This is a genomic window from Nocardiopsis halophila DSM 44494 (genome assembly GCF_000341245.1).
Classification (GTDB): domain Bacteria; phylum Actinomycetota; class Actinomycetes; order Streptosporangiales; family Streptosporangiaceae; genus Nocardiopsis_A; species Nocardiopsis_A halophila.
Genome location: NZ_ANAD01000132.1, coordinates 1 through 23473 on the forward strand (window position 1 = coordinate 1; position 23473 = coordinate 23473).

The following is a 23473-nucleotide window of genomic DNA, read 5'->3' on the forward strand; positions in this document are numbered from 1 at the left end:
TTCGCGATGGTGCTCCTGGCCGAGGCGCCACGACACCGGCTGGAGGAGATCATGGAATCTGCGCTCTACGGTTTCACCTCGCCCTTCACTGAGCGCTATGTCGAGCAGGGCCGCGCCGAGGGACGCGCCGAGGCGGCTGAGGCCGCGGCGAAGGTGATCATGAAGGCCCTGAGCTCCCGAGGCATCGCCGTCACCTCCGATGCGCGCGACCGGATCATGAACTGCACGGACCCCGAGACCCTCGAGCGCTGGGGGGACCGGGCCTTCACCGTTTCCTCGGTCGACGAGCTGTTCGACTGACGGAGGGCACCGAGGATGCGGGGTGCTCCTCCGACCGCCGAGCGCCTTCGACTCCCCCACTGAAGTCTCCGTGAGGGAAGGGGCCGAGCCCCTTCCCTCACTTCACGACCTCCGGCGCATCACCGTCGGTCGGCCCCGCTGCGCCCGCCCGGGATGAGGGCCGCCACCAGCAGGGCGACCACCGCCGCGCCCGCGCCCAGGCCCATCACCGTCCGGAACGCGCCTTGCGAGGGCACCGCCGCGCCCGCGAAGGGGGTGGTCATGGTCGCCAGCACCATCCCGGCCACCGCGCTCGACGTCGAGGTCCCCACCGAGCGCATCAGCGTGTTCAGGCTGTTCGCCGCCGCCGTCTGGGACACCGGCACCGCCGCCATGATCAGGGCGGGCATGGCCCCGTAGGCCAGCCCGATGCCCGAGCCGATCACGCTCGACACCGCCACCAGCTCCCAGGCCGAGCCCATCAGCACGGTGCCCAGCCCGTACCCCAGCGCCACGACCACCGCACCGACCATCAGCGTCGCCTTGGGCCCGGCCGTCCGCGAGATGCGCGAGGAGACCGGCGCCATCGCCATCATGACCAGCCCCGAGGGCGCCATCACCAGGCCGACCGTGAGCAGGTCCCGACCCAGCCCGTGGCCGGTCGCCTCGGGCAGTTGCAGCACCTGCGGCAGCACCAGCGACATCGCGAACATGGCGAACCCGAACACCACCGAGGCGGCGTTGGTGGCCAGCACCTGCGGCCGCGCCGTGGTGCGCAGGTCCACCAGCGGGTGCGCGGTGCGCAGCTCCCAGGCGCCCCACAGCACCAGCACCACGACCGCCGCGGCGAACAGGCCGAGCACGGTGGCACTGGTCCACCCCCAGTCGGCGCCCTTGGACACGGCCAGCAGCAGGCACAGCAGCCCGGCCGACAGCCCGAGCGCGCCCACCGGGTCGAACCGCCCGCCGCTGCGCACCGGCGACTCCGGGACCACGGCCGTGATCAGCGCGGCGGCCACCGCGCCGACCCCGGCCGCCGTCCAGAACAGCGCGTGCCAGTCGGCGTTCTGCACCAGCAGCGCCGCCGCCGGCAGTCCCAGGGCGCCGCCGACGCCCAGGGACGCGCTCATCGCCGCGGTCGCCGACCCCAGCCGGTGCGCCGGGACCGTGTCCCGCATGATGCTGATGCCCAGCGGGATCACGCCCGCCGCCGCGCCCTGGAGGGCGCGGGCCGCGACCATCGGGGCCAGGCTGTCGCTGAGCCCGGCCACCACCGACCCCGCGACCATCAGCCCCAGGCTCGCCAGCAGGACGCGGCGCTTGCCGAACATGTCGCCCAGCCGCCCGGCCACCGGGGTCGCCACGGCCGCGGCGAGCAGGGTGGCGGTGACCGCCCACGCGGCCTGCCCGGGCGAGGTGTGCAGGTACTCCGGCAGCCGGGGGACGATCGGCACGATCAGGGTCTGCATCAGCGAGACGGTGATGCCGGCGAACGCCAGGACGGCGATGACGGCGGTGGGCTTCGGGCCGGCGGCCTGCGGCGCGGCGGGCTCGGGTGCGGCGGGCGCCTCCGGGGGGTGCGGGGAGGCGGACGTCGCGCCGTCGGCCCCTGCGGGCTGGGACATGGGGTGCCTTCCGTGACGGCGGCGTGGTTCCGTGCGAACTTTTAATTCAGTCGCTTGACTTACTCTAGCCCCGGAGGTTCACTGGTCGCGGACCCCGCCCCCACGGAAAGTGAGGATGGCCATGGAGCGCGACCACGAGAAGGTGCTCGACTACCCGATACCGGCGCCCTCGGCGCTGGAGCCGCCGCAGGAGTGGGAGCGGCTGCGCTCGGGCTGCCCGGTCGCGCGCGTCACCCTGCCCTCCGGCGACGAAGCCGCCCTGGTCACCCGGTACGAGGACGTCAAGCGGCTGCTCGCCGACCCGCGGTTCTCCCGCCGCCTGACCGGCGCCGGCGCCGCCCGCATCGCCGCGAACGAGTCCGGCGGGGTGTTCAGCAGCGAGATGGCCGCGTCCGTGCCCGACGGCGGCGAGGGCCACCGGCGCTGGCGCCGCGAGGTCGGCACGTGGTTCACCGCCAAGCGCATGACGGCCCTGCGCCCCGGCATCCGGGACATGGCCGAGGGGCTGATCGACGGCATGGTCGAGGCGGGCGCGCCCGCCGACCTCAAGGCCCACCTGGGCTTCCCGCTGCCGGTGTGGGTCATCTGCGACCTGCTGGGCGTGCCCGAGTCCGACCGGGACCGCTTCTCCTACTGGTCGGACGCGCTGCTCAACCTCACCCGCTACACCGAGGAGGAGGTCTCCGCCGCCCAGGAGGAGTTCTTCGCCTACATGTCCGGGCACATCGAGCGGCGCAGGAGCGACCCGGGCGATGACCTGCTGAGCGCGCTCATCACCGGCACCACCGAGGACGGCGCGAAGCTCACCGACGGCGAGCTGGTCGGCACCGGGATGGGCCTGCTCGTCGCCGGCCACGAGACCACCGCCAACATGATCGGCAAGATGGTCGCGATGCTGCTGTCCGACCGGAGCCGCTGGGAGCGGCTGGTGGAGGACCGCTCGCTGGTCCGCACCGCCGTGGAGGAGGCGCTGCGCTTCGACGCCGACTCCGGCATCGGGCTGCCGCGCTTCGTCACCGAGGACACCGAGGTCGGCGGCGAGACCGTGCCCGCCGGCACCACGGTCATGTGCGCCATGGCCGCCGCCAACCGCGACACCGGGGAGTTCGCCGATGCCGGGGAGATGGTGCTGGACCGCGCGCCTAACCGGCACATCGCCTTCGGGGCGGGCGCGCACTCCTGCCTGGGCCAGGCGCTCGCCCGCACCGAGCTCCAGGTGGTGCTGGAGGTGCTGCTGGACCGGCTGCCGACGCTGGAGCTGGCGGTCCCCGCCGGGGATCTGGAGCGGGTCGACGGCCTGGCGGTCGGCGGCCTGGCGACCGTTCCGGTGAGGTGGTGACCGTGCCTCCCACCGTGTCCCGGCAGGAGCGCTCGGAGTCCACGCGCACCGCCATCATGGACGCCGCCGAGCGGCTGTTCGCCGAGGAGGGGCTGTTCGCGGTCTCCAACCGCCAGGTCAGCGAGGCCGCCGGGCAGGGGAACAACGCCGCGGTCGGCTACCACTTCGGCACCAAGGCCGACCTGGTGCGCGCGATCGTGCGCCGGCACAGCGACGCCATCGAGGAGCGCCGGGTGCGGATGGTCGCGCAGGTGCGCGGCTCCGAGGACCCGCGCGCGTGGCTGGCCTGCATGGTCCGCCCGGTCACCGGCCACCTGGCCGAGCTGGGCCGCCCGACCTGGTTCGCCCGGTTCAGCGTGCAGGTCATGGCCGATCCGGGGTTCCGCCGGATCATGGCCGAAGAGGCCATGTCCGCGCCGTCGCTGCGGGAGATCATGCACGCGCTCGACCTGCGCACCCGCGAACTGCCGAACCAGGTGCGGCGCGAGCGGGGGGAGATGTTCCGCCACATCATCGTCAACCTGTGCGCGGACCGGGAGCGGAACCTCGCCGCCGGCCGGCCGACGCTCCGCGCCACCTGGGACGAGGCCGCGACCGGGATGGTCGACGCCTTGCACGGCCTCATGCTGGCGGCCGCCACGCCCGCCGAAGGCGGGCCCGGGCCTCACGCCTGACCGCCCGCACCCGTCCCGGTTCCGGTCCCGGGGCCGGGGTCGAGGCCGGGGCCGGGGCCGGGGGTCCGGGTACAGGGTCGGATCCGGTTCATCGAGGACATCCCCCACTGCCGTCCCCATGCCGTCGGCCCGCCTCCTCGGATCCCGGCATGCGACCGTCCGAGCGCTTCCGAGCGCCAGAGCGAGAAGGAGCGACCGTGAAGATCACCGTCGATGAGGACAAGTGCTGCGGTGCGGGGCAGTGCGTGCTGATCGCACCCGAGGTGTTCGACCAGCGCGACGAGGACGGGATCGTGGTGCTGCTCGACGCCTCCCCCGGTGAAGAGCACCACGACGCCGTCCGCGAGTCGGCGCAGGTGTGCCCCACCGCGGCGATCACCGTGGACGAGGACGCATGAGCGCCTCACCGCGCGTGGTGGTCGTCGGCGCCCGGCCGGACACCGACTGGCTGGAGGGGTCCGGGCCGGAGGTCGCCGACGGGCCGGGGTGCGATGCGCACTGCCGTGCCGCCGACGGCGTGTACGAGCTGCCGGTGGCCTGGTAGGCGCTGGTCGGGGCCGGTAGGGGGAGCCGACCGGTCCCGGTCGCCCGGGTGAGGGGCGGCCCGTCGTCCCGGCCATGAACAGGAGGCCGCCTTCGCGTCACTGCCCGGCCCCTCAGCGCCTCGGCGGGGCCTCTGGACTCAGGCGGACTCCTCCCTCACGGCCGCCAAGTATTCGCAGACCGCGTTCCTGTTGCGGGTGAGGTGGTCGATCCGCTCGGTCATGCGGTCCCGCTCGCGTTCCAGGGTCGCGAGCATCTCCGGGGTCACGTCGGACATGTGGATCACCCGCGGCTTGTCCAGGCAGGGCAGGATCTGCTTGATGATCCGCGTCGGGAGGCCGGCGTCGAGGAGGCCGCGGATCTGGGCCACGCGGTCGACATAGCGCTCGTCGTAGTCGCGGTAGCCGTTGGGCAGCCGGTCGGGGACGACGAGGCCCTGCTCCTCGTAGTAGCGCAGGAGGCGGCGGGGGACCCCGGTCCGCTCGGACAGCTCCCCGATGCGCATGTGCCCCACCTCACCATCGGCGCGATTGACCTTCACATCTATGTGAAGGTTCGAGCATTCCGGCATGACGACCGACGATGCGACTCTAGCCGCCGGGCCCTCCGCCGAGAAGCGCGGGCTCCCCCTGCCCATGCTGCTCGCCCTGGCCTCCGCCGTGTTCCTGACCGTTCTGACCGAGGCGCTGCCCGCCGGGCTGCTGCCCGCCTGGAGCGCCGATCTGGGCGTCACCGAGTCCGCCATGGGGCAGGCGGTGACCGCCTATGCCATCGGCACCGCGCTGACCGCGATCCCGCTGAGCGCCGCCACGGCCGGGTGGCCGCGCAAGCGGCTGCTGCTGGTGACGATGGCGGGGTTCGCCGTCGCCAACACGGTGACGGCGGTGTCCTCGGACTATGCGCTGACCCTGGCGGCCCGCTTCCTGGCGGGGGTGGCCGCGGGCCTGGCCTGGGCCATGCTCGTCGGCTACGCGCGCTCGGCGGTCCCCGCCGGAGTCCGAGGCCGGGCGGTCGCGGTGGTGATGGCGGGGGTGCCCGTGGCCCTGGCCCTGGGCGTGCCCGCCGGGACGTTCGCCGGCGCGGCCTTCGGCTGGCGGCCGACGTTCGCCCTGCTGACGGTGCTCGCCGTGGGGGTGATCGGGTGGATTGCGGCCCTGGCCCCGGAGGTCCCCGGACGGCGGCCGACGGACCGGGCCCCGGTGCTGAAGACGGTGCTGACACCGGGGGTGGTGCCGATCCTGTTCGTCACCGTCACGTTCGTGCTGGCGCACACCGTGCTCTACACCTACATCGCCTCGTTCCTCGAACGAGTGGGGATGGGCGGCTCGGTGGGGGCGGTCCTCCTGCTCTTCGGGGGCGCGTCGATGGCGGGCATCTGGCTCGTGGGGGCGCAGATCGACCGCAGGCTGCGCCTGCTGACGGTCGCCGCCGTGGTGCTGGTCGGGGCGGCGTCGGCGGTGCTCGCCCTGGGGGCGGGGAGCTCGGTGCTGGTGTACACGGCGGCGGTGCTGTGGGGGCTGGGGTGGGGCGGGGTGCCGACGCTCCTGCAGACCGCGGCGGCCGACGCCGGGGGCGACGCGGCCCAGGCGATGCTCGTGACCTTGTGGAACGGGGCGATGGCCGCTGGAGGGGCCGTCGGAGGCGTCCTCTTGAGCGCCCTGGGGACCGAGCCGTTCCCGTGGAGCGTGCTGGCGCTGCTGGTGCCGGTGATGATGGTGGTCGTCGCGGCCCGCCGGCACGGATTCCCCGCCTCGCGGCCGTCATAGAGGTCGTAGAGATCGGACCGCGCTGCCGTGGAGTCGCCCTCTGGGCGGCTTCACGGCAGTGGCGTGTTGGTTCCGAGGGCGGTCAGGAGTATCAGGATGATCCATGGCTACCAATCCATCGTCTTTCCCGGTTACTTGCAGACCGCCGAATACGCGGCAGCGCTCGTTCGCTACGGAGCGCCGTGGCTCGCTACGGAAGCCGTCACTCGAAAAGCTCAAGAGCGAGCCGAACACGGCGGGAAGATGACCCGCTCTAACAAACCGATTCTTTGGTGTGTACTCGATGAGACAGCCCTCTGGCGGCGGTACGGCTCGCCTTCCATCACCTACGGACAATTTGAGCACATCTCGACCCTGATCGAGTCCGACCGACTGAACGTGCAGTTCATCCCTGCCCGATCACGCAGGCACCCAGGGAACTCGGGGTCGTTCATCATACTGAGCAGCGGCGCCCCAGAAGTCGTCTACACGGAGAGAATCCACGAGGGGCAGATCATCACCGAGAGGGGGGACGTATCGAACTATCGACTACTGTTTGGAGCCCTACAAGGGGCTGCCGCCGCCCCTGATGAATCCCTCACGATACTCCAAAAAGAAATGAGGAAAATCCGCGATGAAGAACTCTGAGAACCCGTGGAAGAAGAGCACGTACAGCGGTGGAACCAACCAGTGCGTCGAAATATCACGGCTTCGCTCGACGACATCCGTCCGCGACTCGAAGCGCCCTCGACTCCTCCATCTCACCTTCCCCCAAAGGGAGTGGGCCTCTCTTCTCAGCGCGCTGAGACGGGACACCGACCTCGGAGCATGAGCCCCTGTCGCCGAGACCGACCGCCCGAGCCGTCGCGCGCCCCGGGCTGAGCAGGCCTGAAAAACCCTTCGACCCCCATCGCCCTACTCGCTACGCTCGCCTGGTTGTTGTCCCCGCTGGGGTTCCACGGCCTCCGTGTCCGGCCCCCTGCGGTTCTCCGTTTGAGAGCAGGTTTCTTCTATGGCGTGTCGTATCAGTGAACTCGTGCTCGGCTGCCACGACCCCGAGGCGCTGGCGCGGTTCTGGTGCGATGTCCTGGACTTCGTCATCCTCGACCGCGAGTACGACGACAGCGCCTTCCATGCCGTGGAGATCGGCCCGCGCGAGGGCTTCGGCGGCGCCCAGCCGACGATCGTCCTCAGCGGCAGGGCCGAGCCGGAGAAGGGCAAGCCCCGGCTCCACATCGACGTCAACCCGACCGACCGCGACCAGGGCGCCGAGCTCGAACGCCTCCTGGCGCTCGGCGCGCGCCCGGCCGACATCGGGCAGACCGGCGACGAGCAGTGGCACGTGCTGGCCGACCCCGAAGGCAACGAGTTCTGCCTTCTCAAGGCCCGGCTCAACCCCCTGTGACGCACCTCGTTCCCCGGAGGTCCTCCTCCAGGGAACGAGCTCTGTCCACATTCGGCCTATTTATCCGCTTTATTCCGCTTGTCGACGGAATATCCGACCAGATAGAACACTGCAATGCTCAAAGGAACCAAGGTCGGGCTGCGCGCGCGGCATGACGACGACATCCCCGTCCTGCTCGCCGAGCTCTACGACGACGTCGTCAACGGCTCCCGCGCCGACGGGCGGCCGTGGACGCCGCTCACGCCCGGGACCAAGGACCGGCGGCTCGTCGTGGACGACTCCAACCAGCAGACCGTGCAGTTCTCCGTGGTGGAGCTGGAGGGCGGGACGCTGATCGGGACCGCGGTGCTGGCGGGCATCGACCCCCACCACCGGACCGCGCAGATCGGGCTGGGCCTGCGGCCCGCCCACCGCGGGAAGGGCTACGGCACCGACGTGGTCGCGGCCCTGTGCCACTACGGCTTCACCGTCCGCGGCCTGAACCGGCTGCAGATCGATACGCTGGCGGACAACTTCGCCATGCTGCACGCCGCCGAGCGCAACGGCTTCGTCCGCGAGGGGCAGACGCGCTCCTCGGCCTGGGTGCTGGGCGAGTTCCTCGACGAGGTCGTGCTCGGCCTCCTCGCAGAGGAGTACAAGGCGCGCAAGGAGAGCTGAGGCGAGAGCCGAGGCGGACGTTCCCGCGCGCGGGGCGCCGGGCCGCATGCGGCCCGGCGCCCGCCCACGTCAGTCGAGCGCGTCGAGCTCCAGGATGTAGACCGGCCACCGGTCGATGACCTCCAGGCCCGCCTTGTCGGCCGCCTCGGCCACCAGGTCGTCGTCGAACTCCTGCAGGTGGAACTCGCGCACGCCCTCTGCGCTGCGCAGGCCCTCGATCGCCTCGGCGAACGCCGCCGCCAGGGCGCCCGCCTCGGGCCCCCGGTGCACCACCAGGCCCCCCGAGGCCATCCCCTCGTCGTCCACCAGCACCGTGAACTGGGCCACCGGGACCCCGTCGCCGTCCTCCGGCATCAGGTCGAACGTGGCCTCACCCGCCAGCAGGTCCGGGCCGAGGTGGCTGTTGTCCAGCCACTCCCGCACCTCCTCGCGGTCCCAGTCCTCGCCGAAGTCGCCGTCGGCCCCGAACGCCCGGTACAGCTCCACGTAATCGTCCAGCAGGGCCTCGTCCGGCACGGCCGGCATCGTGCGCACCCGCACCGGCGGCAGCCCCGGCGGGCGGCGCCACTCCAGGCCCGCACCCCAGGTGCGGCCCTCCTCGCGCTCGACGTCGGCGCCGAGGCGGTCGGCCAGCCGGGCGTCGGTCGCCCGCATGGTCGGCGACCACAGCAGGGCATCGTGGCCCAGCTCCGCCGCGCGGGCCGCGGCCTCCCGCACCATCTTCTCCACCAGCGCGAACTCCGCGTCGGTGGCGTCGCGGGCCGGGTCGAAGACGCCCTTGAGCTGCTCGGCCTCCACCGAGGCCAGCGCCCACTGCAGGTGCGGCCCCTCGTCCTCCTCGTCCTCGGGGGCGAGCAGCACGGCCCACCCCTCCAGCGCTTGCCCGCGCCGGGCGACGACCGCGCCCAGTACGCCGGGGTCGTCCTCCGCGCCGGCCTCGCCGGGCTCGGGCGGCTCCACCCCGGCGGCGGCGCACAGCTCCTCCGCCAGCCGGTCCAGGATCTCCGGGTCGCGTTCGAAGCTCAGTTCCGTGGCTGCCATGTCCGTGTTCCCATTCCCCCCGATGCGTGCAATCCCCGCCGGAGACTATCGGCGTTGGGCGGGAAGGGGAGGCCGCTTCACGCCGCGCGCGCCTCCTCGGCGTCGGTGGGGGACTGCCGGGTCTCGTCGGCGCTCCAGAAGCTGCCGCCGTACCAGGGCCACCACATGGTGGTGCGCCCGCCCGGGATCATGGCGTCCAGGCAGATCACGATCCGCAGCGACAGGCCGCCGGCGATCATCCCCGTGGCCAGGTCGGTGAACCAGTGGAAGTGCAGGTAGGCCGAGACGACGGACTGCAGCAGCGCGATTCCGACGATGCAGAAGCCGAGGCGGCGGATGATGTGCGGACGCGCGGCCTGGTACCGGATGATCAGGAACAGCACCAGCCCGTAGATGAGGATGGCGTTGGCCCCGTGCCCGGACGGGAACGACACGCCCCCCGAGTCGCCGAAGAACGCCGGGTCGAAGCTGCGCGGGTGGTTGCGCGAGAAGAACAGCTTCATCGACGCCACCAGGCCCATCATGCCCACCACGCCCACGGCGCCCAGGATGATCGGCCGCCAGGAGCGGTGCCGGTAGGCCAGCTGGAGCGCGGTGACCGCCAGGACCGGGATCGCCACGAAACGCGAGGCGACCGTGTCCGGCCACAGGATGAGGAACAGGCGCAGTTCGTCCCAGAACGGCCGAGGTGCGTTGTTGATCAGATTGTCGATAGGGTGCAACGGGCCGGCCGAGAGCATCGTCATGGTGATGAGAAGCACGGCCAGGGCGATCGCGATCTTGTCCGAGGCGATACCCCATGCGATCTCGCTCACACTGGGCCACGTGACACGCCCGTCCTCGGCGCCGCGCGCCGCCTTCGCGGAAATGCGCGGCACCGCGTCCAGGACGCGACGCCGTCTATGGGGTGACGTCGGCGTCGGCCCCGCGCGTCGCGACGGTGTCGACCTTCTCCGCGATGTAGGCATCATGTGTGCTCAGTGCTGTCTCACGTTTCGTGGGCTGGCCTGCGGCACGGCTGTGCTTGTCGGGGGACGGGCTCGCCGCTCGGACTCGGATGTGAACAGGGGCAGGGAACGCGTCCCGGGCGCGAGGTCAGAGCACCCGGAGGCGGCCGTCTCGGACGCCGCGGGGGCGTCGGTCCGCGGCCGCGGGGGCGGAGCGGGAAGGGGGCGGAGCCGCTCGTGCGCGGGGGACGTCGGCTACCGGGAGTGGCCCCGCGCACCACGTTACCCGGTTTTGATCGAACATTTCCGACAGGACAGCATAGCGCTCCGCTCGGTCAGGGGACGCGGCGCCCTGTCGGCGCCGACCGCCTTACCTCGCACTTTGCCGTCCGGTCAGCCGGGTCCGGGACGATGTTCACCCGCATGCGCCTCGACCGTGAGCGTTCCGTTAGCCCGTCTTCGATAACGGACGTCCGGTATCGCACACAGAGACCGCCCGGATGAGGGCGGCTAAGGTGCAATCGCCTCCCCACGACCGCGGCCGCCGCCCCGGCGGCGGCCGCCCCGACCAGAAAGGCCGTTGATGCCCGCCACACCCGACGACGCAGCACGGGTGGCCCGCAACCCTCTGCGCGAGCAGATCCGCCGCGTTCTCGTGGAGGGTCTGCTCTCCGGCAGGTGGAAGCCCGGCGAGCGCATCGTCGAGCGCCGGATCGCCGCCGAGCTCAACGTCAGTCAGGCCCCCGTGCGGGAGGCCCTGCGCGAACTGGAGACGCTGCGGCTGATCGACTCGGTCCCGAACAAGGGGGCGCGGGTTCGCGAGTTCGGTGTAGCGGACATGGCGGAGATCTATCCCGTCCGGGCCGGTCTCGAACGCGTCGCCGCCGAACTCGCCGCGGACCGCCTGGCCGAGGACCCCTCCCCGCTGCGCGAGGAGGTGGAGCGGCTGCGCCGCGCGACCGCCGAGGGGGACGTGGAGGAGCAGATCCGGCACAGCGTGGAGTTCCACCGCCGGATCGTCCTGGCCGCCCGCAACGACGTGCTCCTGCACACCTGGGAGTCGCTGGGCGTGGAGGTGTGGACGCGGCTGTCGGTGCGCTGGCTGGACATGGAGCTGCACGCCAAGGCGGCCGACCACGCGCGGATCGCCGAGGCCTTCGTCGAGCGGGATCCGGACGTGGGCCGAATGCTGAGTGAGCACGTTCACAATTACGTGGATGCCGCCATGAAGTCCCGAGGCGCCGGGCACTGACCCTGCGGGGGCGCCCGCCGGGCGTGTCCGCTTCCGGGGGACCCGGCCGGATTCACCCCGGATTTCCCCTAGAGTCGGATTGATCGATCATCGATCAATCCGTAGAGTGTCCGCGACGCACATCACACGGCAGGGCTCGCCACCCGCAAGGCGGTTCCCGCAGGGCGAACGCCCCCGAGGAATGGCCGCCGCCCCGTGGGGAAACGAGCACTAGAGGGTTCTCGACACGAACAACTCCACAGCCACCGAGCGCCGCGCCGTTGAGCCCGGCTGCGCGCTCCCCCGCCTGGCACCGCCGCACAGCGGGCCACGGCACCGGCCCCTCGCGGTCCATCGGCCCCGTAGGGGCCGATTCCGCACGTAGAAAGGCACCACCATGGCTGACACGGCCAAGCCGAAGGGCGGCGGCACCGCCAGGAACTCGGGCGGCCGCCGGCGCACCCGCAAGGACAGTGCGCCGAAGATCGCCGACGAGCAGCCCAAGGTCCTGCTCGACTACTACCGGCAGATGCTGCTCGTCCGCCGGTTCGAAGAGCGCACCGCCCAGGCCTACACCCAGGCCCGCATCGGCGGCTACTGCCACCTCAACCTCGGCGAGGAGGCCACCGTCGTCGGCCTGATGACGGCCCTCAAGGACGAGGACTACCTCTTCACCAACTACCGCGACCACGGCTACGCGATCGGCAAGGGCATGAGCCCCCGCCACGTGATGGCCGAGCTCTACGGCCGCTCCACCGGCGTGTCCAAGGGCTGGGGCGGCTCGATGCACATGTACGACACCGAGGTCCGCATGCTCGGCGGGTACGGCATCGTCGGCGGCCAGCTCCCCCTGGCCACCGGCGCCGCGCTGGCCGTGTCCTACCGCGGCGGCGACGAGGTCGTCATGTGCCAGATGGGCGACGGCACCACCAACATCGGCGCCTGGCACGAGTCCCTCAACATCGCCGCGCTGTGGAACCTGCCGATCGTCTTCGTGGTGATCAACAACTTCACCGGCATGGGCACCACCGTCGAGATGTCCTCGGCCGAGCCCGAGCTGCACAAGCGCGGCTCCGCCTTCCGCATCGAGGGCGTCAAGGTGGACGGCCGCAACGTGCTGGAGGTCCGCGACGCCGCCGCCGACCTGGTCGAGCGCGCCCGCGCCGAGCAGCGCCCCTTCCTGCTGGAGGCCACCAGCTACCGGATGAAGGGCCACTCGGTCGTGGACCCGGCCAAGTACCGCACCGAGGAGCAGGTGGCCGAGGCCCGGGACACCGCCAACGACCCGGTCGCCATCTTCGACAAGCAGCTCAGCGACGCCGGTGTGCTCACCGACGAGCTGCGCGAGGAGATCACCGCGTCCGTCAAGGAGGAGGTGGCCGACGCCGCCGACTTCGCCGAGAACAGCCCGCACCCCGACGTGTCCACGCTGTTCGACTACACCTACGCCACCCCCGTGGCGAACGAGTCGCGCCGCATGCCCGCCGACCCGGTCTTCGCCGAGTAGTAGTTAAGGAGAGCGGGACATGTCCGTCATCACCTACCGCCAGGCCCTGCGCGACACCCTTCGCGCCGAGATGCTGCGCGACGAGAACGTCTTCGTCATGGGCGAGGAGATCGGCGTCTTCGAGGGGTCCTACAAGATCACCGAAGGGCTGCTCAAGGAGTTCGGCGAGAAGCGCGTCCGGGACACCCCCATCGCCGAGGAGGGCTTCGTCGGCGCCGCCGTGGGCTCGGCCATGCTGGGGCTGCGCCCCGTCGTCGAGCTCATGACGATCAACTTCTCCCTCATCGCGATCGACCAGATCGTCAACCACGCCGCCAAGATCTACGGCATGTTCGGCGGCCAGACCCCCGTGCCCATGGTCATCCGCACCCCCGGGGGCGGCGGCCAGCAGCTGGGCGCGACCCACTCGCAGAACATCGAGCTGTACTACTCCTTCGTCCCCGGACTGAAGGTCCTGGCGCCGAGCACCCCCGCCGACGCCGCCTCGATGTTCCGCGCGGCCGTCCGCGACGACGACCCGGTCCTGTTCCTGGAGAACCTCGGCCTCTACAACACCAAGGGCGAGGTGCCGGACGGCGACGAGAGCGTCGCCGAGATCGGGCGCGCCAAGGTCACCCGCGAGGGCACCGACATCACGCTCATCGGCTACTCGCGCATGGCCATGGTCGCCGGCCAGGTCGCCGAGCAGCTGGCCGAGCAGGGCATCAGCGTCGAGGTCGTCGACCTGCGCAGCCTGCGCCCGCTGGACCGGCAGACCGTGGTGGACTCGGTGCGCAAGACCAGCTGCGCGGTCATCTGCGAGGACGACTGGCTCACCTACGGCATCGGCGCCGAGATCGCGGCCTCCATCCAGGAGGGGGCGTTCGACTACCTGGACGCGCCGGTGCGCCGCGTGGCCATGGCGGAGGTCCCCATGCCCTACGCCAAGCCGCTGGAGACCGCCGCCCTGCCGTCGGTCGAGTCGATCACCACCGCCGTCAAGGAGACCCTGGACGCCGTCGGCCGGCGCGTGGGTTGAGGGGAAAGCTCTGATGACTGAGATCTACATGCCGCGCCTCTCCGACACCATGGAGGAAGGCGTCATCAGCTCCTGGGCCAAGAACGTCGGTGACAAGGTCGCCTCCGGTGATGTGCTGGTGGAGATCGAGACCGACAAGGCCGTCATGGAGTACGAGGCCTACGAGGACGGCTACCTCGTCGAACAGTACGTATCGGCCGGCGACACGGTCCCGATCGGCGCCGTGATCGGCTTCATCGGCGAGACCCCGGACGCCGAGGCCCCCGACGCCGAAGGCGCCCCGGCGGCCCCGGCCCAGGGCTCGGAGCAGGGGGCGGAACAGGCCTCGGAGCAGGCCGGGGAGAAGCCGGCCGAGACCGCACCGGCCGCACCGGCGCCCGCCGCCGACGGCGAGGGCCCGGCCCGTCCGCGCACCTCTCCGCTGGCCCGCCGCCTGGCCAAGGAGTACGGCCTGGACATCGACGCGATCGAGGGCAGCGGGCCCAAGGGCCGCATCGTCCGGGCCGACGTGGAGGCCGCCCGCGACCGCGCCGCCTCCGGTGCCCCGGCCGCGGCTCCGGCCGCAGCCGCCGCGCCCGCCGCGGCCCCGGCCGCCCAGGCCGGCACCGAGGACCCGCGGGGCTCGGAGGAGCTCAAGGTCAGCCAGATGCGCAAGACCATCGCGCGCCGGATGGTGGAGAGCAAGCAGCAGGCCCCGCACTTCTACCTGCGCCGCACCATCGACGCCGAGCCGCTGAAGGCCTTCCGCGCCCAGATCAACGAGCAGCTCGCCGACACCGGCACCAAGATCAGCTTCAACGACCTGATCGTCAAGGCGGCCGCCACCACGCTCAAGGCGCACCCGGAGGTCAACCGCTCCTGGGAGGACGGCCGGCTGCTCCAGCACCACCGCGTCAACGTGGGCGTGGCGGTCGCGATCGACGAGGGCCTGGTCGTCCCGGTGCTGCACGACACCGACACGGCCACGCTCTCCGACATCTCCGCCCGCACCCGCGACCTCGCGGGCAAGGCGCGGGACGGCAAGCTCAAGCCGCAGGACATGAGCGGCGGCACGTTCAGCGTCAGCAACCTGGGCATGTTCGGCATCGACAGCTTCTCGGCGGTGATCAACACCCCCGAGTCGGCGATCCTTGCGGTGGGCGCCATGAAGCCCACCCCGGTGGTGCACGACGGCGAGGTCGTCGCGCGCAACACCATCGCGCTGGAGCTGTCGGTGGACCACCGGGCGGTGGACGGCGCCGTGGGCGCCGCCTTCCTGAAGGACCTCGCCGAGGTCCTGGAGAGCCCGATGCGGATCATCCTGTAGCGCGGCTCGCCGCACGCCTTCGCGGGGCGCCCCGGCCGGGGAACGGCCGGGGCGCCCCGCGCGTTCTCCGGACGAAGATCTGGGCCGGGGCCCGGCTCACCGCGCGGTGCGTCGCCGTGCGGCCTCGGATCGCCCCCGCCCCGGCGCGCGGACAAATCCGTCGACAATCCGGGGGCGGAACGGCAGCATCGTCGGGTGGACCCCCGGGTCCCCGCGCGATCCGTCACCGGACGCGCCGCCGCCGACGCCGAGACGCCCTGGAGCGCACCGACCCATGACCGTTCCGTCCGCCCCGCACGAGGACCGAGAGGGCGCCGACGCCGCCCCGGCCCGCCCGGCCGAAGAGGCCGACCTCGCGGCGATCGCCGACACCCTGGCCGACGCCTTCACGGACTACCCGTGGACCCGCTGGGCGGTCCCCGCCGACGACCACCGCGAGCGCCTGCACGGCCTGCAGCGCTACTTCGCCGAGAAGGTCGGCCTGCCCTACGGGCGGGTGTGGACGGCCGGCGGCAACGCGGCCGCCTCGGTATGGACCGTGCCGGACGTGGAGATCCCGCCCGACCTGTTCTCCTCGCCCGAGCTGGCCGGGCTCTACGGCGAGCGGCTCGCCGACATCGGCCGGGCCGACGCGGCCCTGGAGCCGCACCGGCCCAAGCACCCGTGCTGGTTCCTGGCCACGGTCGGGGTCCGCCGCGACCGCCGGGGCGAGGGCCTGGGGCGCGCGGTCATCGAACCCGGGCTGCGCGCCGCCGAGGCCGCGGGCGCACCGGTGTTCCTGGAGACCGCCACCGAGTCCAACGTGCGCCTGTACCGCCGGCTCGGGTTCGAGGTGACCGCCGAGGTCGACCTGCCCGCAGGCGCCCCGACCACCTGGTGCATGGAGCGCCCGCCTCGTTCCACGTGAAACACCGGGTCTGATGGGCGCACCCCGTCCGCGCCTGCGCGCGTGGCCGCCCCTGAGGGGGCGGCCACGCGCGGGGGCCGGGCGTTCCCTCCCGGTTCGCCCCTCCCCTCCCCGCCGGTCGTCCGCATCAGGTGGCGCCGGGTGCGGCGGATGCGCGATGGTGGTCAGCGGCGGAACCCGTGCTCAGCCGCGTAGCCCCGCCGACCACCGCGCCGACCAGGAGACAACCGGACCAATGTCGACCGTCTACCCCCCTCACGGCCCGGCGGGGCCGGCCGTGGAGGCCGCCGCCATCATCCCCGGGCCGGACTGGACGCTCACCTTCGTCCTGTGCGCCCGCGGCCCGCAGGCCGGGCACTGGACCCTGCCCGGGGGCCGCACCGCCCCCGGGGAGAGCGCCGAGCAGGCCGCCCGGCGCACCTCCGAGCAGACCGCCGGGGTGCGCCCGGGGGCGATGGCGCCCACCGGGCTGTACGAGCTCCGGGGCGGCGGGGACGACGCCGGCTACCACCTGCACCTGCACGTCTTCCGCGCGCTGCAGCCGTGCGAGGTGCCCGAGGGCTTCACGGCCGCCCCGGACGCCGCCGAGGGGGTGGGCCAGGTCCACCCGCGCGATGTGCTCCCCCACCCCGTCCACATGCGGGTGCTCAACGACGCCGGTCTGGCCGACTACGACGAGGCGCTGGTGCGCCGCCTGATGCTGGCCGACGGGATGCTCATGCGCCGTCTGGACGGCGACCTTCCGCCCGGCTGACGATCCGCTCGCACAACTCGTGCGTGCGCAGGGCGTCCCGCGCGTCCAGCGGAGCGCCCTGCGCCACCGCGTCCAGGAAGGCCGTGCAGATCTGCTCGATGCCGCGCTGCCGGGCCACCGGCGTCCAGTCGCCCCTGCGCTCGGTGCGCTGCACCCCGTCGTGCTCGATCGTCTCGCCCAGGCCCACGACGGTGAACTTCCCGCCGCCGCCGGAGACCTCCAGGCGCTCCTCCTTGGCGCCGGACACCCGGTTCATCGCGCCGATCGCGGTCCACCCGCGGCCGGACAGGCGCAGCACCACGTGCTCCAGCGCCCCGTCGCGCACCCGGGTGTCGACCGAGACCTCGGCCCCCTCAGTGCCCGCAGTGCCCTCGGTGCCGCCGGGGGCGAGGAAGCGCAGCGTGTCCACCACGTGGATGAAGTCGTCGAAGACCACCCGGCGCGGGGTGTCGGGGCGGCCCTGCTGGTTCTTCTGCAGGAAGACCAGGTCGCGGGGGCGCTCCCGGGCGGCCGCGTAGCCGGGCGCGTAGCGGCGGTTGAAGCCGACCATCAGCCCCACCCCGGCGCGCTCGGCGCGGGCGACGACCCGCTCGGCGGCCTCCAGCCCGGGGGCGATCGGCTTGTCCACATAGGTGGGGACGCCCGCGTCGACGAGCGCCTCCAGGAGCTCGGCGTGCGCGTCGGTGGCGGCGTGCACGAACGCGGCCTCCGGAGGGCGGCGCAGCAGGGCGCCCAGATCGGTGAAGCAGTTCCGGTCGGGCACCCGGTAGGCGGCCGCGACCTCGGCCAGCCGGTCCGCCGAGCGGGTCATCAGCACCGGCTCCACACCGGGGCGCACGGCCAGGGTCGGCAGGTACGCCTTCCGGGCGATGTCGCCGAGCCCGATAATCGCTACTCTCATCCGCCGAAGGCTACCCGGCCGCGGGAAGCGCGCCTGGACCGCGGGAAGGCACGGCCCTGCACGGCGCCGAGGAGCCGGCGAGCGCGCACCGGAGGACGCAACGCCCTCTCTGGCAGCGCCCTCTCGAGACGTCGCCGGCCGGGCTCGGCCTGCACGCCCGGTCCCACCCGGGCGCTTCGGCGGCGCTGCGGCCCCGACCAGGGGGCGGCCGCCGCGGCCCCCGTCTGGTCCTCCCCTTCGGGCCGTGGGCCCGGCGGCCCCTGAGCGGGGCGGGCGGAACGCCCGCGGTCTCCGTATCCGCGGGGCCCTCCCCCTCTTCCCCGCCACCGTGGCCGCCGCACGCGCACTCACGCCCTTCCTCGTCCGTACCGTGCGCCGCGTGTGCGGAACACGGCCCTGACCCCGGTGTTCCACCTCCCTGGCACCAACGCCCACTCCCGCCACCCGTTTTCCTACGGTGGCGCCCTTCCCATGCCGATTCGTCCAAGAGTGGCCAAGTCGACTCGTGGATTCGCCCCCAATCAGCACAAGTCCACTGCTTTACTGGGGATCATGGGCGAGCGTTGGCAGGACCGGTTCCGAGCCGGCAGGATCAGTCTTCCTTCCTGGGCCCGTGAGGCCCCGGACCGTTCCCTCTTCCGCAGCAACTCCAGCGGAACGTGGGAGCTGTACACCTGGGACCGCGCGACCGGTGAGCAACGCCAGGCCACCGCGCGCCCCCAGGGGACCGAGCTGGGCTCCCTCGATCCCACGGGGGCCTGGGTGTGGTGGTTCGCCGACACCGACGGCGACGAGTTCGGCGTATGGATGCGCCGCCCCTTCACCGGCGGCCCCGACGAGGAGGCCGCCCCCGGCCTGGCCCCCTCCTACCCCGCCGGGCTGGCGCTGGGCGCCGACGGCACCGCGCTGATCGGCCGCTCCACCGACGACGGTTTCAGCGTCCACCTGTGCCGCCCCGGCGCGCCCCCGGCCACCCTGTACTCCCACCGCCAAGAGGGCTACCTGGCCGGGATGTCCGACGACGGCTCCCTGTTCGCCATCGCGCACAGCGAGCACGGCGACTCCCGGTACACCGCCGTGCGCGTCTACCGGCTGGACGGCTCCGGCGGGGAGGCAGGGCCGCGGGCCGAGGCCGTCGGCGACCTGTGGGACGGCCCCGGGCGCGCCCTGTACCCCGGCCACTTCTCCCCCGGCGGCGGCGCGCTGCTGGTCCTGCACGAGCGGCGCGGTCGCACCGAACCCCTGCTGTGGAACCCCGAGACCGGCGACGAGCTGGAGGTCCGCCTCGACGACCTGCCCGGCGAGCTCTCCGCCGAGTGGACCTCCGACGGCAAGCAGCTGCTGATCGTCCAGGAGCACCGCGCCCGCTCGCGGCTGCACCTGCACACCCCCGCCGCCGGCCGCACCGAGCCCGTGGACACGCCCCCGGGCATGGTCAGCGCCGCCGCCGCGCGGCCCGACGGCACCGTCGAGTACTCCTGGTCCAGCTCCCAGCTGCCCCCGGTCATCCGCAACACCCGCGGCGAGACGGTGCTCACCCCGCCCGGCACGGCCGCCCCGCCCTCGGTCCCGGTGCGCGACGTCGACGTGGAGGGCCCCGGCGGGACCGTGCACGCCCTGGTCTCCGAGCCGGAGGCCGGAACCGCCCCCTTCCCCACCGTCTTCCTGGTGCACGGCGGCCCCGAGGCCCAGGACACCGACGCCTTCTTCTCCGACGTCGCCGCCTGGGTGGACCACGGGTTCGCCGTCGTCCGGGTCAACTACCGCGGCTCCACCGGCTACGGCAGCGCCTGGCGCAACGCCATCGAGCGCCGCGTGGGCCTGACCGAGCTGGAGGACATCACCGCCGTGCGCGACTGGGCGGTCGCCTCCGGCCTGGCCGACCCCGCCCGGCTGGTGCTGGAGGGCGGCTCCTGGGGCGGCTACCTGACCCTGCTCGGCCTGGGCGTGCGCCCCGACGACTGGTCCCTGGGCATCGCCGCGGTGCCGATCGCCGACTACACCGCCGCCTACGCCGACGAGATGGAGGCGCTGCGCGCCTTCGACCGCTCCATGTTCGGCGGCTCCCCCGACGAGGTCCCCGAGCTCTACGCCGCCTCCTCCCCGATCACCTACGCCTCCGACGTCAGGGCTCCCGTGCTCGTCCTGGCCGGGGAGAACGACCCGCGCTGCCCCATCCGGCAGATCGAGAACTACGTGGAGCGCCTGCGGGAGCTGGGCAAACCGCACGAGGTGTACCGGTTCGACGCCGGGCACGGGTCCTTCGTGGTGGAGGAGCGCATCCGGCACATGTCCGCCGAGCTGGACTTCGCCCTGAGAAACCTCGGGGGCGCACCGGGAGGGCCCGCACCGGGAACCGTGTAGCCGTGGAGCCGCGACCGCGCTACGTCTGGGTCGCCGAGCTGCTGCGCCGGCCGATCCTCTCCGGCGAGCTGGGGCCCGGTGAACGCCTGCCCTCCCGCTCCCGGCTCGCCCGCATCTACGACGTCAGCGAACAGGTGTCCCGGCACGCGCTGCGGCTGCTGGTCAGCGAGGGCCTGGTGGAGGCACGCCCGGGTGCGGGGTACTTCGTGCGCTCACTGCCCGACGTGCACCGCTTCCCGCGCACCGACCGCGCCTCCGGCGCGGGGGTGGGGCCGCTGCACCCCGCCGAGAGCGACGTGGCCACCGAGAAGGCGGAGGACCCCGTGGCCCGGCGGCTGGTGCTGCGCACGGGCACACCGGTCTTCCGCACCCTGACCGTCGGCACCGCCGAGGGCGAGCCGGTGGCGGTGCACACCGCCTGGGAGCCGACCTCCCTCACCCGGGGTACCCTGCGCTCCCCCGCGGACGCCCCCGACACCGGGGTGCTGGACCGGCTCGCCGGCGCCGGGGTGTCGGTGGACCGGGTCGTGGAGGAGGTGGGGGTGCGGCCGCTGCGCGAGCCCGAGGCGACGTCGCTGCGGCTGCCGCCGGGGCGGCCGATGCTCGTGGTGGAGCGCACCCACTACTGCCAGGGCCGCCCGGTGGAGACCTCCGACCTGGTCGGCTCCACCGACCAGTGCCGGCTGGTGTACCGGCTGAGCCTGACCCGGCCGCGCTGGCGCCTTCCCTGAGAAACGGTGCGCCCCCGCGTTGATCTCGGGGAAGTCGGCCTTATCAGGGCCCTGATAAGGCCGACTTCCCCGAGATCAACGCGAGAGGAGGCGCCGAGCGGCCCGGAACGGGCCCGGCCCGCGCGGTGCGCGGGCCGGGCCCCGGACGCCGGCGGGGTCCGCCTCAGCCCTGGACGAACTCCTGGGCGACGACCTCCGCGATCTGCGCCGTGTTCAGCGCGGCGCCCTTGCGCAGGTTGTCCCCGCACAGGAACAGGTCCAGCGAGCGCGGGTCGTCGATGGAGCGGCGGATGCGCCCCACCCACGTCGGGTCGGTGCCGACCACGTCGGCCGGGGTCGGGAACTCGCCCGCCGCCGGGTCGTCCTGCACCACCACGCCGGGGGCCGAGGCCAGCAGCTCGCGCGCCTTGCCGGCGTCGACCTCCTGGTCGAAGGTGGCGTGCACGGACAGCGCGTGCGTGGTGACGACCGGGACGCGCACGCAGGTCGCCGAGACGCGCAGGTCCTGGTGGCCCAGGATCTTGCGGGACTCGTTGCGGACCTTGAGCTCCTCGGAGGAGTACCCGTCCTCCTTGAGCGACCCGGCCCACGGCACCACGTTCAGCGCCAGCGGCGCGGGGAAGGGGCCCAGCTCGCCGACGGCGGAGCGCACGTCGCCCGCCCGCTCGCCCAGCGTGCGGTCGGCCGCGGCCGCCGACATCTGGTCGCGCAGGGTGTCGATGCCCTCCTGGCCGGCGCCGGAGGCGGCCTGGTAGGAGGCGACCACCAGGTCGGTGGCGCGGTAGGCGCGGTGCAGCGCGCCGATCGCCACGATCATCGACAGGGTGGTGCAGTTGGGGTTGGCGATGATGCCGCGCGGGCGCTGGGCCACCATCTCGGCGTTGACCTCGGGCACCACCAGGGGCACGTCCGGGTCCATCCGGAAGGCGCCGGAGTTGTCCACGGCCACCGCGCCGCGCTCGGCGGCGATCGGCGCCCACTCCTTGGAGACCTCGTCGGGCACGTCGAACATGGCGACGTCGACCCCGTCGAAGACCTCCGGGCACAGCGCCTGGACCTCGACCTCCTCGCCGCGCACGGTCAGGCGCTTGCCCGCCGAGCGCGGGGAGGCGACCAGGCGGATCTCGCCCCAGACGTTCTCCCGGGTGGAGAGGATGTCGAGCATCACGGTGCCGACGGCGCCGGTGGCACCGACGACGGCCAGGGTGGGAAGACGGTTGCTCATCGGCCGGTACCTCCATAGACGACGGCCTCGACCTGGTCGGCGTCGAGCCGGAACTCGCTGTGCGCCGCCGCGACGGCCGAGTCGACCTGATCCTCGGTCACGATGACGGAGATGCGGATCTCCGAGGTGGAGATCATCTCGATGTTGGTCCCCGACCCGGCGATCGCGTCGAAGAAGCGCGAGGTCACCCCGGGGTAGGAGCGCATGCCGGCGCCGATCAGCGAGACCTTGCCGATCTTGTCGTCATAGCGCAGCGACTCGAAGCCGACCTTCTCCTGGACCTTCTTCAGCACGGCCATGGCGGTCTGGCCGGAGGAGTCGGGGACCGTGAAGGAGATGTCGGTGCGGGAGGTGGAGGCCGCCGACACGTTCTGCACGATCATGTCGATGTTGATCTCGGCCTCGGCCAGCACGTTGAAGATGGTGGCCGCCTCGCCGACGCGGTCGGGGACCCCCACCACGGTGATCTTGGCTTCGCTGCGGTCGTGCGCGACGCCGGAGATGATCGGTTGTTCCATGCCTTCGCTTTCCTCGACTTCGGAGACGACCCAGGTTCCGGGCTTCTGGCTGAACGACGAGCGCACGTGCAGCGGGATGTTGTACCGCCGCGCGTACTCGACGCAGCGCAGGTGGAGGATCTTGGTGCCGCTGGCGGCCATCTCCAGCATCTCCTCGTAGGAGATCTTGGGGATGCGGCGCGCCGCGGGCACGATGCGCGGGTCGGCGGTGAACACGCCGTCCACGTCGCTGTAGATCTCGCAGGCGTCCGCCTCCAGGGCGGCGGCCAGCGCCACCGCGGTGGTGTCCGAACCGCCGCGGCCCAGCGTCGTGATGTCCTTGCTGTCCTCCGAAACGCCCTGGAAGCCGGCGACGATGCAGATCGAGCCCTCGTCCAGGGCCTCGCGGATGCGGCCGGGGGTGACGTCGATGATCTTGGCGTTTCCGTGCAGGGACGTGGTGATGACGCCGGCCTGCGAACCGGTGAACGAGCGGGCCTCATAGCCGAGGTTCCCGATGGCCATGGCGACCAGCGCCATCGACATGCGCTCGCCGGCCGTCAGCAGCATGTCCATCTCGCGCCCGGGGGGCAGCGGAGAGACCTGCTCGGCCAGGTCGAGCAGCTCGTCGGTGGTGTCGCCCATCGCCGAGACCACGACGACCACGTCGTATCCCGCTTTTTTCTGAGCGACGATCCGTTGGGCTACCCGCTTGATGGCCTCCGCGTCGGCGACGGAGGAGCCACCGTACTTCTGCACGATCAATGCCACGGTCGG

At 72.5% G+C, this 23473-nt stretch carries 24 protein-coding genes and 1 pseudogene; 18 read left to right on the plus strand and 7 right to left on the minus strand.

Annotation, left to right across the window (positions count from 1 at the left end; genetic code table 11):
• Positions 1–300 (plus strand): annotated as a pseudogene (locus D450_RS0115310) (hypothetical protein); the annotation flags it as partial.
• Between the two features lie 119 nt (positions 301–419).
• Here D450_RS0115310 and D450_RS0115315 read toward each other — a convergent pair.
• Positions 420–1904 carry an MFS transporter gene (locus tag D450_RS0115315; RefSeq protein ID WP_017539536.1) on the minus strand — a complete coding sequence of 495 codons (1485 nt, stop codon included), beginning with the start codon at positions 1902–1904 and terminating at the stop codon, positions 420–422.
• A gap of 115 nt (positions 1905–2019) precedes the next feature.
• Here D450_RS0115315 and D450_RS0115320 point away from each other — a divergent pair, with 115 nt between their 5' ends.
• The 4 genes from D450_RS0115320 (at position 2020) to D450_RS34005 (ending at position 4461) form a co-directional block, all read left to right on the plus strand.
• On the plus strand, positions 2020–3243 hold the full coding sequence (locus tag D450_RS0115320) for a cytochrome P450 (RefSeq protein WP_017539537.1): 1224 nt from the start codon (positions 2020–2022) through the stop codon (positions 3241–3243).
• Positions 3240–3917: a TetR/AcrR family transcriptional regulator gene (locus tag D450_RS0115325; RefSeq protein ID WP_017539538.1), complete on the plus strand. Its 678-nt coding sequence runs from the start codon at positions 3240–3242 to the stop codon at positions 3915–3917. Before D450_RS0115320 ends, D450_RS0115325 begins: the two co-directional genes overlap by 4 nt.
• Positions 3918–4114: 197 nt before the next feature.
• On the plus strand, positions 4115–4315 hold the full coding sequence (locus D450_RS0115330) for a ferredoxin (RefSeq protein WP_017539539.1): 201 nt from the start codon (positions 4115–4117) through the stop codon (positions 4313–4315).
• A complete protein-coding gene (locus D450_RS34005) occupies positions 4312–4461 on the plus strand; it encodes a hypothetical protein (protein WP_017539540.1) in 150 nt (49 codons plus the stop codon). Before D450_RS0115330 ends, D450_RS34005 begins: the two co-directional genes overlap by 4 nt.
• Before the next feature lie 138 nt (positions 4462–4599).
• On the opposite strand, the gene D450_RS0115340 is transcribed toward D450_RS34005, so the two are convergent.
• Positions 4600–4965 (minus strand): MerR family transcriptional regulator, encoded by a 366-nt coding sequence (locus D450_RS0115340; protein WP_017539541.1) that lies wholly within the window; start codon positions 4963–4965, stop codon positions 4600–4602.
• Positions 4966–5029: 64 nt separating this feature from the next.
• Between D450_RS0115340 and D450_RS0115345 the strand changes: the two genes are divergently transcribed.
• The 5 genes from D450_RS0115345 to D450_RS0115360 all read left to right on the plus strand — a co-directional run bounded on the left by D450_RS0115345 (position 5030) and on the right by D450_RS0115360 (position 8267).
• The gene (locus D450_RS0115345; RefSeq protein WP_017539542.1) at positions 5030–6226 is read left to right on the plus strand and encodes an MFS transporter; all 1197 of its coding nucleotides are present in this window, start codon (positions 5030–5032) and stop codon (positions 6224–6226) included.
• A 96-nt stretch (positions 6227–6322) separates the two neighbouring features.
• The gene (locus D450_RS33385) at positions 6323–6853 is read left to right on the plus strand and encodes a DUF5753 domain-containing protein (protein WP_152520846.1); all 531 of its coding nucleotides are present in this window, start codon (positions 6323–6325) and stop codon (positions 6851–6853) included.
• Positions 6840–7037, plus strand: a complete 198-nt coding sequence (locus D450_RS32525; protein ID WP_083932655.1) for a DUF397 domain-containing protein — start codon at positions 6840–6842, stop codon at positions 7035–7037. Before D450_RS33385 ends, D450_RS32525 begins: the two co-directional genes overlap by 14 nt.
• 180 nt (positions 7038–7217) lie before the next feature.
• On the plus strand, positions 7218–7610 hold the full coding sequence (locus D450_RS0115355) for a VOC family protein (protein ID WP_026128572.1): 393 nt from the start codon (positions 7218–7220) through the stop codon (positions 7608–7610).
• 114 nt (positions 7611–7724) lie between these two features.
• The gene (locus D450_RS0115360) at positions 7725–8267 is read left to right on the plus strand and encodes a GNAT family N-acetyltransferase (RefSeq protein WP_017539545.1); all 543 of its coding nucleotides are present in this window, start codon (positions 7725–7727) and stop codon (positions 8265–8267) included.
• 69 nt (positions 8268–8336) lie between these two features.
• Here the strand turns inward: D450_RS0115360 and D450_RS0115365 are convergent, their stop codons facing one another.
• Positions 8337–9308, minus strand: a complete 972-nt coding sequence (locus tag D450_RS0115365; protein WP_017539546.1) for a hypothetical protein — start codon at positions 9306–9308, stop codon at positions 8337–8339.
• A gap of 77 nt (positions 9309–9385) precedes the next feature.
• Positions 9386–10123, minus strand: a complete 738-nt coding sequence (locus D450_RS0115370; protein WP_017539547.1) for a phosphatase PAP2 family protein — start codon at positions 10121–10123, stop codon at positions 9386–9388.
• A 715-nt stretch (positions 10124–10838) separates the two neighbouring features.
• Between D450_RS0115370 and D450_RS0115375 the strand changes: the two genes are divergently transcribed.
• From D450_RS0115375 to D450_RS0115400, 6 genes are all read left to right on the plus strand, one after another.
• Entirely contained in the window at positions 10839–11507 is a 669-nt protein-coding gene (locus D450_RS0115375; RefSeq protein WP_026124537.1) for a GntR family transcriptional regulator, read from the plus strand.
• A gap of 376 nt (positions 11508–11883) precedes the next feature.
• Positions 11884–12993 (plus strand): pyruvate dehydrogenase (acetyl-transferring) E1 component subunit alpha, encoded by a 1110-nt coding sequence (gene pdhA, locus D450_RS0115380; RefSeq protein ID WP_017539549.1) that lies wholly within the window; start codon positions 11884–11886, stop codon positions 12991–12993.
• A gap of 19 nt (positions 12994–13012) precedes the next feature.
• A complete protein-coding gene (locus D450_RS0115385; protein ID WP_017539550.1) occupies positions 13013–14011 on the plus strand; it encodes an alpha-ketoacid dehydrogenase subunit beta in 999 nt (332 codons plus the stop codon).
• Positions 14012–14024: 13 nt separating this feature from the next.
• Positions 14025–15317 carry a dihydrolipoamide acetyltransferase family protein gene (locus tag D450_RS0115390; protein WP_017539551.1) on the plus strand — a complete coding sequence of 431 codons (1293 nt, stop codon included), beginning with the start codon at positions 14025–14027 and terminating at the stop codon, positions 15315–15317.
• Between the two features lie 274 nt (positions 15318–15591).
• A complete protein-coding gene (locus D450_RS0115395; protein ID WP_017539552.1) occupies positions 15592–16224 on the plus strand; it encodes a GNAT family N-acetyltransferase in 633 nt (210 codons plus the stop codon).
• Between the two features lie 235 nt (positions 16225–16459).
• Entirely contained in the window at positions 16460–16978 is a 519-nt protein-coding gene (locus D450_RS0115400; RefSeq protein WP_017539553.1) for an NUDIX domain-containing protein, read from the plus strand.
• Here D450_RS0115400 and D450_RS0115405 read toward each other — a convergent pair.
• On the minus strand, positions 16941–17879 hold the full coding sequence (locus D450_RS0115405) for a Gfo/Idh/MocA family protein (protein ID WP_026128573.1): 939 nt from the start codon (positions 17877–17879) through the stop codon (positions 16941–16943). The two genes, D450_RS0115400 and D450_RS0115405, sit on opposite strands and share 38 nt — an antisense overlap.
• A 552-nt stretch (positions 17880–18431) precedes the next feature.
• On the opposite strand from D450_RS0115405, the gene D450_RS0115410 reads away from it, so the two are divergent.
• Positions 18432–20243, plus strand: coding sequence for a S9 family peptidase (locus tag D450_RS0115410; protein ID WP_017539555.1), 1812 nt, complete (start codon positions 18432–18434; stop codon positions 20241–20243).
• A 2-nt stretch (positions 20244–20245) separates the two neighbouring features.
• On the plus strand, positions 20246–20974 hold the full coding sequence (locus tag D450_RS0115415) for a GntR family transcriptional regulator (RefSeq protein ID WP_017539556.1): 729 nt from the start codon (positions 20246–20248) through the stop codon (positions 20972–20974).
• A 163-nt stretch (positions 20975–21137) separates the two neighbouring features.
• Here D450_RS0115415 and D450_RS0115420 read toward each other — a convergent pair whose 3' ends face one another.
• Positions 21138–22199: an aspartate-semialdehyde dehydrogenase gene (locus D450_RS0115420; protein ID WP_017539557.1), complete on the minus strand. Its 1062-nt coding sequence runs from the start codon at positions 22197–22199 to the stop codon at positions 21138–21140.
• Positions 22196–23467, minus strand: coding sequence for an aspartate kinase (locus D450_RS0115425; protein WP_026124535.1), 1272 nt, complete (start codon positions 23465–23467; stop codon positions 22196–22198). The genes D450_RS0115420 and D450_RS0115425 overlap by 4 nt, the downstream gene beginning before the upstream one ends.
• Between the last annotated feature and the right edge of the window lie 6 nt (positions 23468–23473).

Coding starts and splice junctions, on each gene's coding strand:
- D450_RS0115315 (WP_017539536.1), bottom strand. CDS start 1,904: ATGTCCCAGCCCGCAGGGGCCGACGGCGCGACGTCCGCCTCCCCGCAC.
- D450_RS0115320 (WP_017539537.1), top strand. CDS start 2,020: ATGGCCATGGAGCGCGACCACGAGAAGGTGCTCGACTACCCGATACCG.
- D450_RS34005 (WP_017539540.1), top strand. CDS start 4,312: ATGAGCGCCTCACCGCGCGTGGTGGTCGTCGGCGCCCGGCCGGACACC.
- D450_RS0115340 (WP_017539541.1), bottom strand. CDS start 4,965: ATGCGCATCGGGGAGCTGTCCGAGCGGACCGGGGTCCCCCGCCGCCTC.
- D450_RS0115345 (WP_017539542.1), top strand. CDS start 5,030: ATGACGACCGACGATGCGACTCTAGCCGCCGGGCCCTCCGCCGAGAAG.
- D450_RS33385 (WP_152520846.1), top strand. CDS start 6,323: ATGATCCATGGCTACCAATCCATCGTCTTTCCCGGTTACTTGCAGACC.
- D450_RS32525 (WP_083932655.1), top strand. CDS start 6,840: ATGAAGAACTCTGAGAACCCGTGGAAGAAGAGCACGTACAGCGGTGGA.
- D450_RS0115355 (WP_026128572.1), top strand. CDS start 7,218: ATGGCGTGTCGTATCAGTGAACTCGTGCTCGGCTGCCACGACCCCGAG.
- D450_RS0115360 (WP_017539545.1), top strand. CDS start 7,725: ATGCTCAAAGGAACCAAGGTCGGGCTGCGCGCGCGGCATGACGACGAC.
- D450_RS0115365 (WP_017539546.1), bottom strand. CDS start 9,308: ATGGCAGCCACGGAACTGAGCTTCGAACGCGACCCGGAGATCCTGGAC.
- D450_RS0115375 (WP_026124537.1), top strand. CDS start 10,839: ATGCCCGCCACACCCGACGACGCAGCACGGGTGGCCCGCAACCCTCTG.
- pdhA (WP_017539549.1), top strand. CDS start 11,884: ATGGCTGACACGGCCAAGCCGAAGGGCGGCGGCACCGCCAGGAACTCG.
- D450_RS0115385 (WP_017539550.1), top strand. CDS start 13,013: ATGTCCGTCATCACCTACCGCCAGGCCCTGCGCGACACCCTTCGCGCC.
- D450_RS0115390 (WP_017539551.1), top strand. CDS start 14,025: ATGACTGAGATCTACATGCCGCGCCTCTCCGACACCATGGAGGAAGGC.
- D450_RS0115395 (WP_017539552.1), top strand. CDS start 15,592: ATGACCGTTCCGTCCGCCCCGCACGAGGACCGAGAGGGCGCCGACGCC.
- D450_RS0115400 (WP_017539553.1), top strand. CDS start 16,460: ATGTCGACCGTCTACCCCCCTCACGGCCCGGCGGGGCCGGCCGTGGAG.
- D450_RS0115405 (WP_026128573.1), bottom strand. CDS start 17,879: ATGAGAGTAGCGATTATCGGGCTCGGCGACATCGCCCGGAAGGCGTAC.
- D450_RS0115410 (WP_017539555.1), top strand. CDS start 18,432: ATGGGCGAGCGTTGGCAGGACCGGTTCCGAGCCGGCAGGATCAGTCTT.
- D450_RS0115420 (WP_017539557.1), bottom strand. CDS start 22,199: ATGAGCAACCGTCTTCCCACCCTGGCCGTCGTCGGTGCCACCGGCGCC.